Origin of the sequence: Croceibacterium xixiisoli, from assembly GCF_009827305.1 — a bacterium.
Classification (GTDB): Bacteria; Pseudomonadota; Alphaproteobacteria; order Sphingomonadales; family Sphingomonadaceae; genus Croceibacterium_C; species Croceibacterium_C xixiisoli.
Genome location: NZ_WTYJ01000003.1, coordinates 19125 through 37259 on the forward strand (window position 1 = coordinate 19125; position 18135 = coordinate 37259).

The 18135-nt window shown below is 63.7% G+C and carries 20 protein-coding genes; 7 read left to right on the plus strand and 13 right to left on the minus strand.

The genetic code is table 11. The annotated features are described in order from the left end of the window. Positions 1-2 precede the first annotated feature (2 nt). Genes GRI97_RS13765 through GRI97_RS13775 form a run of 3 tightly spaced genes read right to left on the minus strand, consistent with a single transcriptional unit; the run spans position 3 to position 1224 of the window. Positions 3-407: a Rid family hydrolase gene (locus GRI97_RS13765; RefSeq protein ID WP_161391799.1), complete on the minus strand. Its 405-nt coding sequence runs from the start codon at positions 405-407 to the stop codon at positions 3-5. Further along, positions 400-708 carry an I78 family peptidase inhibitor gene (locus tag GRI97_RS13770; protein ID WP_235917850.1) on the minus strand — a complete coding sequence of 103 codons (309 nt, stop codon included), beginning with the start codon at positions 706-708 and terminating at the stop codon, positions 400-402. Before GRI97_RS13770 ends, GRI97_RS13765 begins: the two co-directional genes overlap by 8 nt. Positions 709-720: 12 nt before the next feature. Then, complete coding sequence (locus GRI97_RS13775; RefSeq protein WP_161391800.1) at positions 721-1224, minus strand: hypothetical protein; 504 nt, start codon at positions 1222-1224, stop codon at positions 721-723. Positions 1225-1418: 194 nt separating this feature from the next. Between GRI97_RS13775 and GRI97_RS13780 the strand changes: the two genes are divergently transcribed. Together GRI97_RS13780 and GRI97_RS13785 are read left to right on the plus strand one after the other, a co-directional pair. Continuing rightward, a complete protein-coding gene (locus tag GRI97_RS13780; protein WP_161391801.1) occupies positions 1419-1874 on the plus strand; it encodes a MaoC family dehydratase in 456 nt (151 codons plus the stop codon). Then, a complete protein-coding gene (locus GRI97_RS13785) occupies positions 1867-2835 on the plus strand; it encodes a TauD/TfdA dioxygenase family protein (RefSeq protein ID WP_235917851.1) in 969 nt (322 codons plus the stop codon). Before GRI97_RS13780 ends, GRI97_RS13785 begins: the two co-directional genes overlap by 8 nt. Before the next feature lie 102 nt (positions 2836-2937). On the opposite strand, the gene GRI97_RS13790 is transcribed toward GRI97_RS13785, so the two are convergent. After that, on the minus strand, positions 2938-3864 hold the full coding sequence (locus tag GRI97_RS13790; protein WP_161392190.1) for a DUF808 domain-containing protein: 927 nt from the start codon (positions 3862-3864) through the stop codon (positions 2938-2940). 296 nt (positions 3865-4160) lie between these two features. Here GRI97_RS13790 and GRI97_RS13795 point away from each other — a divergent pair, with 296 nt between their 5' ends. Further along, positions 4161-4865, plus strand: a complete 705-nt coding sequence (locus tag GRI97_RS13795) for a response regulator (RefSeq protein ID WP_161391802.1) — start codon at positions 4161-4163, stop codon at positions 4863-4865. Between the two features lie 80 nt (positions 4866-4945). Continuing rightward, a complete protein-coding gene (locus GRI97_RS13800; RefSeq protein ID WP_407924111.1) occupies positions 4946-6133 on the plus strand; it encodes a sensor histidine kinase in 1188 nt (395 codons plus the stop codon). A 2-nt stretch (positions 6134-6135) separates the two neighbouring features. On the opposite strand, the gene GRI97_RS13805 is transcribed toward GRI97_RS13800, so the two are convergent. From GRI97_RS13805 to sucC, 4 genes are all read right to left on the minus strand, one after another. After that, positions 6136-7041: a hypothetical protein gene (locus GRI97_RS13805; protein ID WP_161391804.1), complete on the minus strand. Its 906-nt coding sequence runs from the start codon at positions 7039-7041 to the stop codon at positions 6136-6138. 67 nt (positions 7042-7108) lie between these two features. Then, positions 7109-8044, minus strand: coding sequence for an electron transfer flavoprotein subunit alpha/FixB family protein (locus tag GRI97_RS13810; protein ID WP_161391805.1), 936 nt, complete (start codon positions 8042-8044; stop codon positions 7109-7111). After that, a complete protein-coding gene (locus GRI97_RS13815; protein WP_161391806.1) occupies positions 8041-8790 on the minus strand; it encodes an electron transfer flavoprotein subunit beta/FixA family protein in 750 nt (249 codons plus the stop codon). The genes GRI97_RS13810 and GRI97_RS13815 overlap by 4 nt, the downstream gene beginning before the upstream one ends. Positions 8791-8907: 117 nt before the next feature. Further along, on the minus strand, positions 8908-10107 hold the full coding sequence (sucC, locus tag GRI97_RS13820; protein ID WP_161391807.1) for an ADP-forming succinate--CoA ligase subunit beta: 1200 nt from the start codon (positions 10105-10107) through the stop codon (positions 8908-8910). Between the two features lie 105 nt (positions 10108-10212). Between sucC and GRI97_RS13825 the strand changes: the two genes are divergently transcribed. Further along, a complete protein-coding gene (locus tag GRI97_RS13825; protein ID WP_161391808.1) occupies positions 10213-10998 on the plus strand; it encodes a 3'(2'),5'-bisphosphate nucleotidase CysQ in 786 nt (261 codons plus the stop codon). A gap of 67 nt (positions 10999-11065) precedes the next feature. Here GRI97_RS13825 and GRI97_RS13830 read toward each other — a convergent pair whose 3' ends face one another. Further along, complete coding sequence (locus GRI97_RS13830; protein WP_161391809.1) at positions 11066-11752, minus strand: OmpA family protein; 687 nt, start codon at positions 11750-11752, stop codon at positions 11066-11068. Between the two features lie 134 nt (positions 11753-11886). Between GRI97_RS13830 and GRI97_RS13835 the strand changes: the two genes are divergently transcribed. After that, a complete protein-coding gene (locus GRI97_RS13835) occupies positions 11887-13191 on the plus strand; it encodes a hemolysin family protein (protein WP_161391810.1) in 1305 nt (434 codons plus the stop codon). Here the strand turns inward: GRI97_RS13835 and GRI97_RS13840 are convergent. Then, positions 13188-13490: a transposase gene (locus GRI97_RS13840; RefSeq protein WP_161392191.1), complete on the minus strand. Its 303-nt coding sequence runs from the start codon at positions 13488-13490 to the stop codon at positions 13188-13190. The genes GRI97_RS13835 and GRI97_RS13840 overlap by 4 nt on opposite strands. 221 nt (positions 13491-13711) lie before the next feature. Here GRI97_RS13840 and GRI97_RS13845 point away from each other — a divergent pair, with 221 nt between their 5' ends. Next, a complete protein-coding gene (locus tag GRI97_RS13845; RefSeq protein ID WP_161391811.1) occupies positions 13712-14071 on the plus strand; it encodes a DUF2750 domain-containing protein in 360 nt (119 codons plus the stop codon). A gap of 225 nt (positions 14072-14296) precedes the next feature. On the opposite strand, the gene GRI97_RS13850 is transcribed toward GRI97_RS13845, so the two are convergent. From GRI97_RS13850 to ileS, 3 genes are read right to left on the minus strand one after another with little or no spacing between them, the layout of a single operon-like run. Further along, positions 14297-14704: a DUF3035 domain-containing protein gene (locus GRI97_RS13850; protein WP_161391812.1), complete on the minus strand. Its 408-nt coding sequence runs from the start codon at positions 14702-14704 to the stop codon at positions 14297-14299. Then, complete coding sequence (gene lspA, locus GRI97_RS13855) at positions 14704-15264, minus strand: signal peptidase II (protein ID WP_161391813.1); 561 nt, start codon at positions 15262-15264, stop codon at positions 14704-14706. Before lspA ends, GRI97_RS13850 begins: the two co-directional genes overlap by 1 nt. Then, positions 15261-18125, minus strand: a complete 2865-nt coding sequence (gene ileS, locus GRI97_RS13860; RefSeq protein ID WP_161391814.1) for an isoleucine--tRNA ligase — start codon at positions 18123-18125, stop codon at positions 15261-15263. The genes lspA and ileS overlap by 4 nt, the downstream gene beginning before the upstream one ends. Positions 18126-18135: the final 10 nt, after the last annotated feature.

Below are 18135 nucleotides of genomic sequence, written 5' to 3' on the forward strand. Positions count from 1 at the left end.
CCCTATTGCCCGGCGCCGATCTCGGCCTCCGCCTCGATCTCCACCTTCCAGCGCGGATCATACAGCGCAACGATCGCCACCAGCGTGCCGGTGGGGCGGACATGCCGCAGCGCGCGGGAAAAGGCAGCGGTCACCGCATCGGCATAGGCGATGTCGGTCACGAACATGCGCACGCGGATGACATCGGCCATCTGCCCGCCCAATTGCTCGATATGTTCGCGGATCAGCGCGAAGCAGCGGTCCGCCTGGGCCCCGGCCTCGCTCGCCACGCTGCCATCCGCTTCCACGCCCACGGTCCCCGATACCACGATCCGCCGGCCGACCCGCAGGGCGCGGGTGAAGCCGGCCTCTTCCTCGAACGGGGACAGGGCGGGAATGCGCTGCCTGCCATCCGCCGGATCAGCCACAGCTGACCCGATCGATGGTCATGGCGGCATCATAGCTGACGGTCAGCCGATCCTGCCGGAAATCCATGGTCATAGCCGAATTGGGCGGGCCCCAGCGCAATTGTTTGGCCCCGGTCGCGCGCAGCAATTGCTGGCCGACATCGGCGCTGGCCTTGCTGCCGACGAAGCGCTGCCCGGCGGCGGCATCGCACTGGCCGTTCTCGCCACCATCGCCCGCGCCAGCATCACCCGTGGTCGCACATCCGGCCAGCGCCAGCATCAGGAACGGGGCACAGCCCGCCAGCATCTTCGTCCGTCGCATCATCGTCTCCCATCATTTGCATTTGCCATAACGCAACGGACCTGCCTCGGCTTCAGGGCTGTTGTCCGTGCGCACCAGTGTATTGCCACTATCCTGCAATTCCAGCCCGATTGTGCGGGTCCAGGCCATGCCTTCGCCGGTGAAGGAGAAACGGCCCCGAAGGCGACCTTCCGCCTGTTCTTCAACCGAATCCAGCGTGCCGACCGATTCGTAGAATGCCATCCGCTTGGGCCCGATCGTCACCAGTCCCTTGGCATCGGCCCGTCCGGCTTCGCAATCGGCCGCCACCAGGCCCCAGCGGCCCTGCATCACGGCGGGAATTTCGGTTGCGGCAGGCGTGGTGCCGACCGTGGGCGATGCTGTCGGTTCGGAAGGTGGAGTCGGCGGCGCCGTCGTCGTGGTTCCGGTCTCCGTCGCATTGGTGGCGGGCTGTTCGGGCGCCTGGCTGTTGCAGGCGGCCAGCGCCAGCAGCAGGGTGGCGGGCAGGGCGGAATGGATCAGCAGGTTCGGTTTCATCGGAAATCCCATTTCAGCTAGAGCAGTTTTCGATCCGAATGCGCCGGATCGACGCTCCACATTTTTGTCTGTCGCGTTTTCCGAGCCAGCAGGTGATGTCACCTGCTTCGAAAACGCTTAACGGAATCAAACGCGCGATCCCGCAATACTTTCCCAACAGAACTATTTGGGCTAGAACGGTACAGGAGGACGGCATGGCCGGTTTGTGGTTTGAAGAGCTGACACTGGGGCAGATTTTCGCCCATGATATCCGTCGCACTGTGACGGAGAGCGACAATCTGCTGTTTTCAGCGCTGACCCACAATCCTGCCAGGCTGCATCTTGATGCCGAATATATGCGGGAAACCGAATTCGGGCGGATCATCGTCAACTCCACCTTCACCCTGGGCCTGATGGTCGGTGTGTCGGTTGGGGATACCACCCTGGGTACGGCTGTGGCCAATCTGGGTTGGGATGAGGTGCGCTTCCCCGAACCGGTCTTCGTGGGCGATACGCTGCGGATCGAAACCGAAGTGATCGCACTGCGTGAAAGCCGGTCCCGCCCGGATCAGGGCATCGTAACCTTCGCCCATCGTGCCTATAATCAGCACGACAGCCTTGTGGCCCATTGCAAACGTTCCGGCCTGCAGCGCAAGCGGCCGAATGAATGAACCGGAGAGTGAAATGTCTTTGAAAGTGGAACCCATCCTGCCGCGTTTCGGCGCCGAATGTTCGGGCCTGGACCTGACGAAACCGCTTTCAGCCGAAGAGCTGAAGCAGGTGACCGGCGCGATGGATAAATGGGGTGTCTGCATCTATCGCAACACCGGGCTGAATGATGATCAGCACGTCGAATTCAGCCGCAATTTCGGCTATCTCGAACGCGTGCCCCAGCGCGAAGGGCAGCGCATGCGCCTGCCGCACCGCGAATTGTTCGACGCGTCCAATCTGACCGTGGATGGCGACATCACCCAGGATGTGGCCGCGATCCAGTATCGCAAGGGCGATCGGCTGTGGCACACCGACAGCGCCTTCATGGAAAAACGGACATCCTATTCGCTGTTGCTGGCCCATGCCGTGCCGGGCGAAGGCGGCGAAACCTGGTTTGCCGACACGCGCAGCGCTTACGAAGATCTGCCACAGGAAAAGAAGGATCTGATCGACGACAAGATCGGGATCAATTCGCTGTGGTGGAGCCGCAAGAAAGCCGGCGCCGACATTACCGATGAAGAGGTGGAAGCCCGCATGCAGGCGCGCCACCCGATCGTGCACACGCACAAGGGTTCGGGCCGCAAGTCCCTGTTCATCGCCGCCCACACCATGGGTATCGTCGGTATGGAAAAGGAAGAAGGGCGCGCCCTGATCAAGGAACTGATCGATCACGCCACCCAGCCGCAATATATCTTCAGCGTGAAGTGGAATGTCGGCGATCTGGTGATCTGGGACAATCTGTGCAGCATGCACCGCGGCGGCGATTTCGATTATGAAACGCTGAAGCGCGACATGCGCCGCACCACCGTGCGCGAAGGCACCGAACCGCACACCCGCGATCTGGACGATCCGTTCTCCGAACTGTTCAGCGCCATCCCCAAGGTGGTCGATATTCAGAAGGCCCGCGTCGCCGGGATCTGACGGGTTTCGCGGGGGGCAGTATTGCCCCCCGGACAGAGAAGGGCCCGATGCGCAATCCGCATCGGGCCCTTTTGCTTTGTTTGCTTGATTCGAATGAAGCCGTCAGTGGGCCTTTTTCTTCGGCACGAAATGCATCGCGATGGTGACGATGGCGCCCACGACCACGCCGATCACCGCCGAACCCAGCGCCTGCACCAGCCATTCCAGCGCGCCGCCGCCCACCGTGCCGGCGGCATGGGCCGCATCATGCACCAGCGCGGGCACGGTCGTCAGGTGGAACACTTCCAGCCCGTGCAGGAAAATCCCGCCGCCGACCCACAGCATGGCCGCGGTGCCGATGCGCGACAGCGCGGTCAGCAGGATCGGCATCAGCTTCACCATTCCCGTGCCAATTGCGGAAACCGTGGCATTGGGGCGCTGGTGCAGATGCAGGCCGACATCGTCCATCTTCACGATCAGCGCCACCGCGCCATAGACGGCGATGGTAATGGCCACGCCCACGGCGGCCAGCGCGCCCGCCTGCATCGGCAGCGACAGATCGCCCATCTCGTTCAGCGCAATCGCCATGATTTCGGCCGACAGGATGAAATCGGTGCGCACCGCGCCGCTGACCTGCCGCTGTTCCAGCTCGACCGGATCGGTGATGGTCAGCACTTCGCTGGCGTGATCGTCCCCCTTCAGCGCGTGCCAGATTTTCTCGACCGCCTCGAACGCCAGATAGGCGCCGCCCACCATCAGCAGCGGCGTGATGACCCATGGGGCAAAGGCGCTCAGCAGCAGGGCGATCGGCAGGATGATGATCAGCTTGTTGCGCAGCGAACCCAGCGTGATCTTCCAGATGATCGGCAGTTCGCGTTCGGGCGGCAGGCCCACGACATAGCCCGGCGTCACCGCCGCATCGTCGATCACCACCCCGGCGGCCTTGGTCCCGGCCCGCCCGGCGGCGGCGGCCACGTCATCCACCGATGCGCCGGCAATCTTTGCCAGCGCGGCCACATCGTCGAGCAGGGCGATCAAACCACCGGCCATGGAACATTCCTTGTAAGCAGAAGAACGGGCAGAATCGGCAGCATTGTCGCCGGTCTGCGCGGCGGTGGAGTAGCAGGTCACAGAGCCGGTGAAATCCAAATCGGCATGCAACCCGGCCCCATGCGCAGAAAACCGGTGCAGGACGCTGCCGTCCGGCCCCGACCATACGCCGCATCCATCAATACCGTTCCGATACGTTGGGGAAATTTTCCCGTTGCGTGCGGCTGGCAGGATAGACCGACCTGGCCAGCCAGCCACGGCCGGTTGCATCTCGGGGCAGTTGGGGGAAAGAAGTGATGATGATGGCGGGCGAAACGATCCTGATCGTCGATGATGATACGGCCCTGCGCGAACTGCTGGGCGAATTTCTGCGCGATCGCGGCTACAGCGTGATCCTGGCCGCCGATGTGCCGGCCATGCGCACGGTCATGGCGCAGCAACGGCCCGATCTGGTGATCCTGGATCTGATGATGCCGGGGGAAGACGGGCTGGCCGGGCTGCGCAGCATGGACCCGGAAAACCGCCCTCCGGTGATCATGCTCTCCGCCCTTGGGTCTGATGTGGATCGGATCGTCGGGCTGGAAATGGGCGCGGATGATTATCTGCCCAAACCCTGCAATCCGCGTGAACTGCTGGCCCGCGTGCGTGCGGTGATGCGCCGGGCGGCGATTACCGACAGCGGCCAGGGCCTGTTCCAGCTGGGCGGCTGGCGACTCGATTGCGCCACACGCGAATTGCAGGCGCCCGATGGCGCGCTGGTACCGCTCACCCTCAATGAATTCCGCCTGCTGGAAGCGCTGGCGCGCGCCGGGCGCCGTGTCCTGTCTCGCGAAGAACTGGCCCTGCGCCTCAGCGGGGAGGAATATGACGCCTTCGACCGGGCGATCGATCTCACGGTCAGTCGGCTGCGTCGCAAGCTGTCCGCCCATGATGACGGCGAACTGATCCGCACAGTTCGCGGCGAAGGTTATGGCATCGCCCCCGATGTGGCGCGCAGCTGACCGGCGCCATGCGGCGTTTCCCGATCACGGCGCAGATCATGCTGCTGGTGACCCTGGCGACCATGCTGGCCAGCGCCGCCATGATCGCGCTTACCATTGGTGGCCCGCCGCCGCATGATGCCCCCGTCTCGCTGGACCGGGTGGCCGTGGCGCTGACCGGCAAGGAAACCGAAATCCCGCTCACCACGCTGCGCCTTGCGGCCACGCCGCCCGATGGGGTGGAAGGCCTCGGGCGCAGCCGACGGCTGGAACGTGAACTCGCCGGGCGATTGCGGCGTGGGCCGGATGATGCCCGCGCCTTCACTGAACGCAGCGCCCCCCGGCAACCGGGGCAATTGTTCGGCCGCTATGTCATCGCGTTCCGGCTGGCCGATGGCACCGGCTGGCGTGTGCTGGACAGCGGGCCGGATCGCGCGGCGGTGCGCTGGTACTGGATCACCGGCGCCACCATCGCGCTGGTGCTGGCGGTGATCCTGCTGCTGGCCTGGTTGCTCGCGCGCCATATCGTGGAACCGATCCGCCAGCTGGAACGCGCCGCAGCCCAGGCCCGCGCCGGCGAACCGCTCGACTTCACGCCCCCGCCCGGCCCGCCCGAAGTGCGCCGCGCGGCCCTGTCGCTCAAGGATATGCACGCCCGCACTGTCGAACATGGCGAAGAACGGCTGACCATGATGGGGGCGATGGCACATGATGTCGGCACCCCGCTTGCCCGGCTGGCCTTCCGCGCCGAACAATTGCCCGATCGCGCCCGCGAAGCCGCCGGCGCCGACATTCTCACCATCCGCCGCCTGCTCAGCGATTCGCTTACCCTGGCACGCGGTTGGTCCGGCACGCGCGAACCGGTCGATCTCGCCGATCTGTGCCAGATGCTGGTCTGGCGCGAAAACGATCTGGGCCATCCGGTTCGCCTGGATTGCTCACCGCAGGCCATAGTGATTGGCGATTCGCTCTCGCTGGAACGCATGCTGCAGAACCTGGTCGACAACGCCCTGCGTTATGGCGGCAGCGCGGATCTGACCCTGCAACGCGACGGCGCCGATGCGGTGATCACCGTGGCGGATAACGGCCCCGGCTTCCCGGACATGCCCGCCGCCGACCTGCTCAAACCGTATATTCGCGGCGACGCATCACGCAACAGCGACAGCGGCGGCAGCGGCCTGGGCCTCGCCATTGCCGCCCGCGTGGTGGAACTGCACCGGGGCAGCATTGCGCTGGCCAACCGGCCTGCAGGTGGGGCGCTGGTCACGATCCGCCTGCCGCTGGGGTAAACTTATTGTATTTGAAAGGTGACGTCTGAGCGGAATACGCTGGCTACGGGTTGGCCATTTTCATCCAGCGCCGGGCGGAAACGGCTGGGGCCCGATCCGCAAATGGCGCTGCCGAATTCCTTGCGCACACCCTGAACCTGCACCACGCAGGCGGTGGACAGGCCATCTGCCCCGACCATGAAGCGGACAGAGATGTAAGCGTTGATGCCGGCATCAAGGCTGGCGTAGGGATAGCTTGCCAGGATGCGATCACGGGTTCTCTCATCAGGCGCCGCCCGTCGACTCAGATTTTCTTCAACGGCCGGATCAAGGCCCCAGTGCTGCTGCAGATCTCTGGCGCATAGGCGCATGGCATTCATGACAGGCAGAATGGGTCCTGTGTTCAGGCGAATATGTCGCCAGCTATCCAGTACCAAAGTGATTTCGCGCAAATCCTGCTGATAGGCAGGCAGGCCTGCCCGCCAGGATTGCATATATGTTTCCCGCTCCACCGGCGAATAATCGGGCGGATCCATGTCTTTGGGCAGTTCGGGCCCCAGACGCAGCGGGAAAGACAAGGCCCGTTTTCCATCCACTTGCCCGGTGAAAGAGCGGGTCATCGCGCGCTCTTTCGTATCCGCAGGCAGAATATAGCGTATTTGATCGAAAGTCTTGCTGCTGCGCGGTAAGGGGTCGCCGATGATCGTGGCGCGATATTCGTCGGTATCGCCATAGCTCTGGATCACCAGCCGCACCTGCTTGCTGCCATCGCTGAATGTGCCCTGCAGCGTGCAACGCTCTTCCGCAAAATCGAGAGCCCATTGTCCTGTCAGGGAAAAGCTGTCGATGCGTTGAGCGGCCGCTGGCTGATGGCCGATCAGCGTGGCAATTGCGCAAGCAAGAAATGCGAACCGGCCTCTTTGTGCCATGAAAAACCCCCTCTGCCCCGCTGAAAAATATCAACCGGGCAAAGGGGGCGCAATAATTTCCGTAGGATCAGATCTTGCCGGTCAGTTCCGGCACCGCTTCGAACAAATCTGCGACCAGCCCGATGTCGGCAATCTGGAAGATCGGCGCGTCTTCATCCTTGTTGATGGCGACGATCAGCTTGGAATCCTTCATCCCCGCCAGATGCTGGATCGCGCCGGAAATCCCGACTGCGATATACAGCTCTGGCGCTACGATCTTGCCGGTCTGGCCGACCTGGTGATCGTTGGAGATATAGCCCGCATCCACGGCGGCGCGGCTGGCGCCCACGGCGGCGCCCAGCTTGTCGGCCAGCGGCACGATATATTGTTCGAAGGTTTCGGCATCCTTCAGCGCGCGCCCGCCGGAAACCACCACGCCGGCGCTGGTCAGTTCGGGGCGTTCGTTCTTCGATGCTTCCAGCGATACGAAGGAGGACAGGCCCGCGTCGCCGCCTGCCGTCACCTCTTCCACGCTGGCGCTGCCGCCTGCGGCATCGGCCTTGGCGAAGCTGGTGCCGCGCACGGTGATCACCAGCTTGGCATCACGGCTTTCCACCGTGGCGATGGCATTGCCGGCATAGATCGGGCGGGTGAAGGTCTTGGGGCCTTCCACGCTCGTGATTTCCGAAATCTGCATCACGTCCAGCAGGGCAGCCACGCGTGGGGCGATATTCTTGCCCGTGGTGGTGGCCGGCGCCAAGAATGCGTCATGCTCCGCCATCAGGCTGACGACCAGCGGGGCGATGTTTTCAGCCAGCTGATTGGCATAGGCAGCGTCCGCCGCCAGCAGCACCTTTTCCACCCCGGCGATTGTCGCCGCGGCATCGGCGGCGGCGCGCGCATCGGCGCCGTCACCGGCCACCAGCGCCACCACCGGGCCCAGTGCGGCCGCTGCGGTTACCACCGGCAGCGTGGCTTCCTTCACCGCGCCGCCTTCATGTTCGACCAGAACCAGCACGCTCATGCCACGGCTCCCATTTCCTTGAGCTTCGCCACCAGTTCATCCACCGAACCGACCTTGATGCCGGCCTGGCGCACGGGCGGTTCCACCACCTTCAGCGTGGTGAGGCGCGGGGTGATATCCACCCCGAAATCGGCCGGGCTCCTGGTTTCGAGCGGCTTCTTCTTCGCCTTCATGATGTTGGGCAGCGAGGCATAGCGCGGCTCGTTCAACCGCAGATCGGCGGTCACGATCGCGGGCAGCGTCAGCGATACGGTTTCCGAACCGCCATCCACTTCGCGCGTCACGGTCACGCTGTCGCCGGCGATGTCCACCTTGCTGGCGAAGGTACCCTGCGGGCGGCCGGTCAGCGCGGCCAGCATCTGGCCAGTCTGGTTGGCATCATCGTCGATCGCCTGCTTGCCCAGGATAACCAGGCCGGGCGCTTCTTCTTCCACGATCTTCTGCAGGATCTTGGCGACGGCCAGCGGTTCGACCACTTCGTCGGTTTCGATCAGGATGGCGCGGTCGGCGCCCATGGCCAGCGCGGTGCGCAGCGTGTCGGCGGCCTTTGCCGGGCCGATCGAAACGGCGATCACTTCTTCGGCGGCGCCCTTTTCCTTCAGCTGGATCGCCTCTTCCACGGCGATTTCGTCGAAGGGATTCATGCTCATCTTCACATTGGCGATGTCCACGCCGCTGCCATCGGGCTTCACCCGCGGGCGAACATTGTAGTCGATCACCCGCTTCACGGGCACGATAATCTTCATGGGGCGCCCCTCCTGCAAGGCTGGCTTGTCATTCTCAAAATTGGCGCCGATGCTTCGCGCCGCGCGGGGCTGAGGTCAAGCCTGCCCCGCGCGGGCAAATCATCGGTGCATGCGGGCTCAGGCGGCCTGCTTCACTTCGGCCACGATCTTGCGCGCGGCATCGCCCAGGTCGTCAGCGGGCACGATCGGCAGGCCGGAATTGGCCAGGATGTCCTTGCCCAGCTGCACATTGGTGCCTTCCAGGCGGACAACCAGCGGCACCGACAGATCGACTTCGCGCGCAGCGGCCACGATGCCTTCGGCGATCGTGTCGCAACGCATGATGCCGCCGAAGATGTTGACCAGAATCCCTTCGACCGCCGGGTCGGACAGGATGATCTTGAACGCGGCCGTCACCTTTTCCTTGTTGGCGCCACCGCCCACATCCAGGAAGTTGGCCGGGAAGGCGCCATTCAGCTTGATGATGTCCATCGTCGCCATGGCCAGGCCTGCGCCGTTCACCATGCAGCCGATGTTGCCGTCCAGCTTGATGTAGGCGAGGTCATATTTGCTCGCTTCCACTTCCATCGGGTCTTCTTCGGTTTCGTCGCGCATCGCTTCCACGTCGGGGTGGCGATAGAGCGCGTTCGAGTCGAAGCTCATCTTGGTGTCGAGCACCAGCAGCTTGCCATCGATGGTTTCGACCAGCGGATTGATTTCCAGCATTTCGCAATCGAGCGCGACAAAGGCGTCGAACAGCTGGCGGGCCAGCTTCTGTGCCTGCTTGTTCAGATCGCCCGACAGCTTCAGCGCGAAGGCCACCGCGCGGCCGTGGTGCGGCATGAAGCCGGCGGCCGGATCGATGGTGATGGTGGTGATCTTTTCCGGCGTGTTGTGCGCCACGTCTTCAATGTCCATCCCGCCTTCGGTGGACACGATCATGGCGATCCGGCCGGTGGCGCGGTCGACGACCATCGACAGGTAATATTCGCTGGCAATATCAACGCCATCGGTGATGTAGAGGCGATTGACCTGCTTGCCGGCATCGCCGGTCTGGATGGTCACCAGCGTGTTGCCGAGCATTTCGGCCGCATGGGCTTCGACTTCCTCGATGCTCTTGGCCAGGCGCACGCCGCCCTTGGCATCGGTCGGCAGTTCGACGAACTTGCCCTTGCCACGGCCGCCGGCATGGATCTGTGCCTTGACCACATAGAGCGGTCCGGGCAGCTGCTTGGCGCCCGCGACGGCTTCGTCCACGCTCAGCGCGGCATGGCCGGCAGGAATGCCGATGCCGAATTTCGAAAGCAGCTGCTTGGCCTGATATTCGTGAATGTTCATCGGCGGCGGACCTTTTCGTCGAAGGGGGAGGAATGGGTTTGCTGCGCGCATAAGCACAGCCGGCCCCGCTTGCAAAGACCCCGCTCCGCCTGCAGTGGTCTCTGCATGATCGATCGCGCCCGCCTCGAAGCCATCTGCCGTGAAGCCAGCCGCATTGCGATGCAGCAATGGCCCGGTGCCGGCCATGCGCTCAAGGTGTGGGACAAGAGCCCGGGCAACCCGGTTTGCGACGCCGATATCGCGGTCGATGGCTTCCTGAAACGTGAACTCACTGCGCTGCTGCCCTCGGCTGGCTGGCTGTCGGAAGAAACCGCCGATGATCCTTCCCGCCTGGGGCGCGGTCTGATCTGGCTGGTCGATCCGATCGACGGCACGCGGGATTTCATTCGCGGCCGCACCGGCTGGGCCGTGTCCGTCGCGCTGATCAGCGCCGGCAAGCCCCTGATCGGCCTGCTCGAAGCGCCGTCCCGCAATGAAAGCTGGGTCGCCGTCGCGGGGCAGGGGGCCTGGCTCAACGGCGAAAAACTGTCCGCCAGCCGGCGCGATACGCTGACCGGCGCCCGCGTGCCGACCGATGTGCTGCCAAAGGAAGACAGCGATCTGATGATCGTCGACAAACCCAATTCCATCGCCCTGCGCATCGCCATGGTCGCGGCCGACCGGGCCGATCTGCTGGCAACGCTGCGCTGGGGTTATGAATGGGATGTCGGCGCGGCCACGTTGATCGCGCGCGAAGCTGGCGCGGCCGTGTCGGACGCGTTCGGCCAGCCGCTGAGTTACAACAAGCGGGATCCGCGTGCCTTCGGCCTGCTGGTCAGCAGCCCGGCCATCCACCGCGCCGCCGTCGAACGGCTGGCCGACCGGGCGCAGCGCTTCTCCGTTCAGTCCTGACAATTGCTCCACGAAAAAGGGCCGACCTTGCGGCCGGCCCATTCTCGTTCTGCAGATATGCCGCGAATCAGTTGCCGCGTGCGGCGTTCACATCAGCCTGCGAAATCGGCGTAATGCGGATTTCGACGCGGCGATTGATCGCCCGGCCTTCGGCGGTGTTGTTGTCTGCCACCGGATATTGTTCGCCATAACCAACGGTCGCGATGCGGGTCCGCGACACGCCGCGAGAGGTCAGGTAGTTGGCGACCGATTCCGCGCGACGGCGTGACAGATCCAGATTGTGGCTGTCCGAACCGGTCGAATCGGTGTGGCCCATCACGTCGACCAGACTGTTGGGATAGGTGATCATGCTCTGCGCCACATTGTCGAGCGCAGCGCGGAAGCTGGGGCTGATCGTGGTGCTGTCCACCGCGAAGGTCACTTCGGGCAGATTGACCAGAATGCCGCTGCCATCCGGCGTCGGATTGACGTCGATGCCCGAACCGGCCGTGGTGTCGCGCAGCTGCTTGATCTGCTGGTCCATCTGGTTGCCGATCACGCCGCCGGCCACACCGCCGATGGCTGCGCCGGCGATCCGGGCGGTCTTGCCACCGATCAGCCCGCCCAGCAGATAGCCAAGGCCTGCACCGCCGGCGCCGCCGATGGCGGTGCGGGAAATCTTGCGCTCACCCGTGTTGGGATCGGTGACGCAGCCAGACATGCCGAGCAGCGCGATGGCGGCCAGGCTGGAGGCGAAAAGACGGGATGTTTTCATGAGATGGCACCCTCTGTTGTTGAACCGAGATCCGGCATTGATCCAGATCATAATGCAGCGAAACGCGCAGGCCAATTCCCTGTTCCGGCTTTGCGTTCGCAATCCCCCCATTATCTGTTATCGCTGAACCGCACATGTCTCCCTTCCCCTGGTTTGACCTCGCCGTCCTGATCGGACTGGTTTTTCTCAATGGCCTGTTCGCCATGTCGGAACTGGCCATCGTTTCGGCCCGCACCGCGCGGCTGCAGCTGGCGGCGGACCGGGGCAGCAAGGGCGCGCGCACCGCGCTGCAACTGGCGGCCGATCCGGGCAAATTCCTCTCCACCGTGCAGATCGGCATCACCCTGGTCGGCATCGTCTCCGGCGCCTATTCGGGCGCCACGCTGGGCGCCCCGGTCGGCCAGCGGCTGGCCCTGCTCGGCGTGCCGGCGCATATGGCGGGGGAGGCTGGCTTTGTGCTGGTGATCGGCCTCACCACCTATGCCAGCCTGGTGATCGGCGAACTGGTGCCCAAGCAGGTGGCGCTGCGTTCGGCCGAACGGATCGCCGCGATCATGGCGCCGCCGATGGCCCTGCTGGCAAAGGTCGCCGCCCCTTTCGTCTGGTTGCTGGACAATTCCTCGGGTGCGCTGCTGCGCCTGCTCGGCATCCGTTCCGGCGGGGAAGACGGCATTTCCGTTGAAGAGCTGCAGATGATCTTCACCGATGCCACGAAATCCGGCGTGATCGAGGAACAGGAACGGGCGATGATGTCCGGCATCATGAAGCTCGCCAGCCGCCCGGTGCGCGAACTGATGACCCCGCGCAAGGAACTCGACTGGGTCGATATCAACGCCACGCCCGAAGAATTGCGCGCCGCCATCGAACAGACCCCGCATTCGCAGATGCCGGTGGGTGATGGTTCGGCGGAAAAGATCATCGGCGTGATCAAGCTGCGCGAAGTGCTGGGGCTGATGGTGGCAGGGCAGGCGGTGGATCTGCATGTGCTGGTGCGCAAGGCAGAGGTAATCCACGATCAGCTGGATGCGATGGATGCGCTGCGCGTGCTGCAGCAATCGGGCACCGGCATGGCCATGGTGCATGACGAATATGGCCATCTCGAAGGGATCGTGACCCCGGCCGATCTGCTGACCGCGATCGTCGGCGGCTTTGCCAGCCTGCAGGACGAAGGCGATGAGCCCCTGCTGGTCGAACGCGAGGATGGCTCGCTGCTGGTCGCCGGTGGCCTGCCGGCCGATGCCCTGGCCGATCGGCTGGGCATCGAACTGCCCGAAGATCGCGAATTCGGCACGGCGGCCGGCTATGTATTGTTCATGCTCAAGCGGCTGCCGCACGAAGGCGAATGGTTCAAGGATCAGGGCTGGCGGGTCGAAGTGGTCGATCTCGACGGCCGCAAGATCGACAAGCTGCTGGTCAGCCGGATCGAGGGCAATTCCTAGGCGGCGTGGACAAATTTGATCCAGTATCTGGCGGTAGCGATGTGGACAATGCCGATGAAGCTGTTGGCAAGCTGGTCGTATCGGGTAGCGATGGCGCGGTTGACTTTGAGGTGGCCGAACATGCGCTCGATGCGGTTGCGCTGCTTGTAGAGCGCCCGGTTGTGCTCGATCTTCACGCGGTGGTTTGATCGGCCGGGGATGACCGCCTCGATTTGTGCAGCAAGGTCGTCGCGGATCGCGTCTGCGTCGTAGCCTTTGTCTGCAAGAAATGCCTCCGGTGTCCGTTGGGGCGGGCCGATCGGCTCTGCTCGGGGCGTCTGCCTCGACCACGGTTCTCAGGCTCGATGGGTAGCAAGTCCTTCAAGATGCGCCATTCCGCTTCAGTCAGATCGCCTCTGCTCAAGTTTGCCTCCAAAAAGGCAGCTTTGGATCAACTCGTTCGGCCTGCGTCAAGCGTCATGCGGGCGCATGGAGTTTCGCTCACTTGCGGGAATGTGAATTTGCTGCTTCTCATTAGAGGATGAGCATTTCCGCGATCAATGCCGACGCCTTCGTCTCCGAAGTGCTGAACGGTACACAAGTCTGGGGGATCAGGGATAGGGACGGCTTCCCAACCTCGACAAACGCATCCGGTGAAACCGCAATGCCCTTTTGGTCGTCAGAAAAGAGAGCCATGTCGATCATCAAAACCGTCCCAGCATACAGCGATTTCGAGCCAGAACCGATCCCGTTGTTGGCATTCATCGAACGGTGGCTACCAGGCTTGAGAAAGGATGGCCTCTATTGTGGTCTCAACTGGTCCGGTGAGAGGGCAACGGGATACGATCTATCTCCGACGGATTTATTGGCTCGATTGGCTGCAGCCCAAGGAAATTCCTAACCTTGGCATTTACCGAATTTTTCCACACCGCCTAAGCAGGTGGAACCACCTACTGACTCGGAAATTGCGGCGAACAAAGGGACATGGAGCGGCGGTTCGATGAAATCGGATCGAAAACCGCTCGAAGGCTGATTTCCCGACATTGGGCCAAAGAAAAGGCGCGAACCCGGCTGGGTCGCGCCTTTTTTGTGCCCGTCCGGCAGATCGGACCAGCGCAGCCAAGCCTCAGCTCGGAACGGAAACGCTCGCGTCCTGGCCGTCGCCCTCGGGGGCGGCGATGATCGTCTGGGTGGTGTTGCCCTTGTCGACGGAGAAGGTCTGGGTGTCGCCCACCGCGCTGCGGATGCCAGGTTCGGATTCCCCGGCGCGCGAAATGGTGTTGTTTTCCGCTGCGCTGCGCTGGGCCGGGCCGCCGAACAGCGCCTCCATGGCCTGCTGCGCGGCGGTGCCTTCGGTCGGGCGCGGGGCGCCCGGGGCCGGCGGGGTCAGGTCGAAATCGGGCGGAATCACCAGCGGTGCCTGGCGCTGGACGGCGAATTCATCGGGCCGTTCCCGATCGAGCAGGCCGGTGCTGCCGCAGGATGCCAGCAGCGCCGAACCGGCGGCAAGAAACAGGATAGTGGCTTTACGCATCAGGAATTCTCCGCGGACTCTTCCGCCTGGGCCCCGCCTTGGGATGGGGCGGATTTCTCGCCCATGAACAAGGAACGGGCAAGGATAATCAACACACCCAGCGTGATCGCCGCATCGGCCAGGTTGAACACGAACGGGGTCCAGCCCCAGAAATGGATATTGATGAAATCGATCACGAAACCGACCGTGTAGCGGTCGTGGATATTGCCCAGCGCCCCGCCCAGGATCATCGCCAGCGCGATGACATCGATCAGCCGGCGCTCGCGCAGCATCCAGATGGCCACCACCAGGGCGATCGCCCCGGTCAGCCCCACCAGCATCCAGCGCATTTCCATCGACGTGGCGGTCAGCATGCCCAGCGATACGCCGTAATTGGGCACCCAGGTCAGGTCGAAGAACGGCAGCACATTGATATTGCGGACCTGTTCCAGGTCCAGCGTGTATTGCATGTAATTCTTCAGCCACTGGTCCACGGCATAGAGCGCCAGCGCCAGCACCAGGCCGATGATGCGGTTGCGCCAGGCGGTCTTGTTGTCCACGTTCAAGGTGTCCAGGCTCATGCCGGCAACTCCGCCACTGCATCATCGCAGCGCTGGCACAGCGCACCGTCTTCGGTGACTTCGGGCAGCAGCCGCCAGCAACGGCCGCATTTGTGGTCGTCGCTCTTGGACACCAGCACGGCATCGCCATCGTTGCGCGTCACTTGGCCGGTGATGAACAGATCGGCCAGTTCGGCATCGTCCACGCCGGCGGGCACGGCGGCGGCGGGCACCACCACTTCGGCTTCCAGGCTGGACCGCACGATCTTGTCCCGCCGCAGCGGCTCGATCGCTTCCAGCACGCGTTCACGCAGGGCCCGCAGCGTGGCCCAGCGATCCTGATCGGCCTCGGCGACCGGGATTTCCGGCCATTCGAGCAGATGGACACTGTCCGCCTCGGGATAGCGGGACTGCCACACCTCTTCGCTGGTGAACACCAGCACCGGCGCGGCATAGCGGATCAGGGCGTGGAACATGATGTCCAGCACGGTGCGATAGGCGCGCCGTTCGATCGCATCGGGCGCATCGCAATAGAGCCGGTCCTTGCGGATGTCGAAGAACAGCGCGGACAGGTCTTCGTTGCAGAAATCGACCAGCGCCCTTGTGTAGGCGTTGAAATCATAATCATCGACCGCACGCGCCAGGGTCGCATCCAGCTGGCCCAGCAGGGTCAGCATATAGCGTTCCAGTTCCGGCAGATCGCGCAGATCCTCCAGCCGTTCGGCCTCGTCGAACCCGTCCAGCGCGCCCAGCAGATAGCGGAAGGTGTTGCGCAGCTTGCGATACTGGTCGGCCACGCCCTTCAGGATTTCCGGGCCGATCCGGTGATCTTCGGTGAAATCGACGCTCAGCGCCCACAGCCGGATGATGTCTGCGCCGAAGTCACGCATCACATCCAGCGGATTGATGGTGTTCTTCAGCGATTTGGACATTTTCATGCCCTTGGCATCCATGGTGAAGCCATGGGTCAGCACCGCCTTGTACGGCGCCCGGCCACGCGTGCCGCAGCTTTCCAGCAGCGATGACTGGAACCAGCCGCGATGCTGGTCGCTGCCTTCCAGATAGAGGTCGGCCGGCCACTGCAGTTCGGGCCAGCGGCCACTTTCCAGCACGAAGGCATGGGTGCAGCCCGAATCGAACCACACGTCCAGAATGTCGGTGATGCGCTCGTAATCGGCCAGATCATAGTCGCTGCCGAGATAGGCCTGCGCCTGGGCGTCGGACCAGGCATCCACGCCCTGTTCGCGCACGGCATCCACGATCCGCTGGTTCACGATCGGATCGGCCAGATATTCGCCCGTTTCGCGATGCACGAACAGGGTGATCGGCACGCCCCAGGCGCGCTGGCGGCTCAGCACCCAGTCCGGGCGCCCTTCGACCATGCTGCCGATGCGGTTGCGGCCCTTTTCCGGCACGAACCGGGTATCGGCAATCGCCTGCACGGCGGCCTGGCGCAGCGTTTCGGTCGGGCCGGACACGGTTGCGGCAATCGCGCCGCCGATCGGGCCCAGCGGGGCCACGTCGAATTCCAGCGTCGCCATCGGCGTGTCCATCGGCACGAACCATTGCGGCGTGCAGCGGAAGATCACCTTGGCCTTGGACCGCCAGCTGTGCGGATAGCTGTGCTGATAATCGGCACTGGCCGCTAGCAGGGCGCCGGCTGCGCGCAGATCGCTGCAGATCGGGCCCTCGGGGGCGTTCAGCTTGGGATTGATCACCGACAGGCGGCGTTCGTCCTGCCCGCCCAGCCACAGCCAGTCATCGCGATAGACGCCATCGGCCTGCACCGCGAACTGCGGCTCGATGCCATTGGCCTTGCACAGGTCGAAATCGTCCTCACCATGATCGGGCGCCATATGGACCAGGCCCGTGCCGCTCTCGGTGGTGACGAAATCGCCGGCCAGCAGCGGGCGCGGGCGGGCGTAGAAGCCGCCCAGATGGTGCATTGGGTGGCGCGCGGTGGCGCCGGCCAGATCGCCGCCCTTGAAGCTGTGCACGATGTCCGCTTCGATCGACCAGCGTGCCTTGGCAGCGGCGACCAGCTCGGCAGCGACGATATAGCCGTTGCCGCCCGCGCGGATCAGCGCATATTCGACCTCGGTACCATAGGCGAGCGCCTGGTTGACCGGGATCGTCCACGGGGTGGTCGTCCAGATCACGGCGAAGGTCTTGTCGACCAGATCGGCGAAGGGATTGTCGATCAGTTCGAACGCCACATCGATCTGGGTCGATGTGATGTCTTCATATTCCACTTCGGCTTCGGCCAGCGCGGTCTTTTCCACCGGGCTCCACATCACCGGCTTGGCGCCGCGATAGATCATGCCGGCTTCGGCGAATTTCAGCAGTTCGCGCACGATGGTCGCCTCGGCGGCGAAATCCATCGTCAGATAAGGCTTGTCCCAATTGCCCAGGCCACCCAGCCGCTTCAACTGTTCGCGCTGAACATCCACCCAGTTCTGCGCATAGGCGCGGCACTCGGCGCGGAATTCCTCAACCGGAACCTCGTCCTTGTTCAGCTTCTTCTTGCGATACTGTTCCTCGACCTTCCATTCGATCGGCAGGCCGTGGCAATCCCAGCCGGGTATGTAGGGCGCATCCTTGCCCTTCAGCGTCTGGGTGCGGATCACCATGTCCTTCAGGATATGGTTCAGCGCATGGCCGATATGCATGTCGCCATTGGCGTAGGGGGGCCCATCATGCAGGATGAATTTTTCCCGCCCGTCGCGCGCTTCGCGCACCCGGGCATAAAGATCCTGTTCCTGCCAGCGGGCGAGAATCCCCGGCTCTTTCTGGGGCAGGCCCGCCTTCATCGGAAAATCGGTTTTCGGCAGGAAAACCGTATCGCGGTAATCGGGGGCTTCGGGGCGCGGCTGGTCAGACATGCGCCGGGCG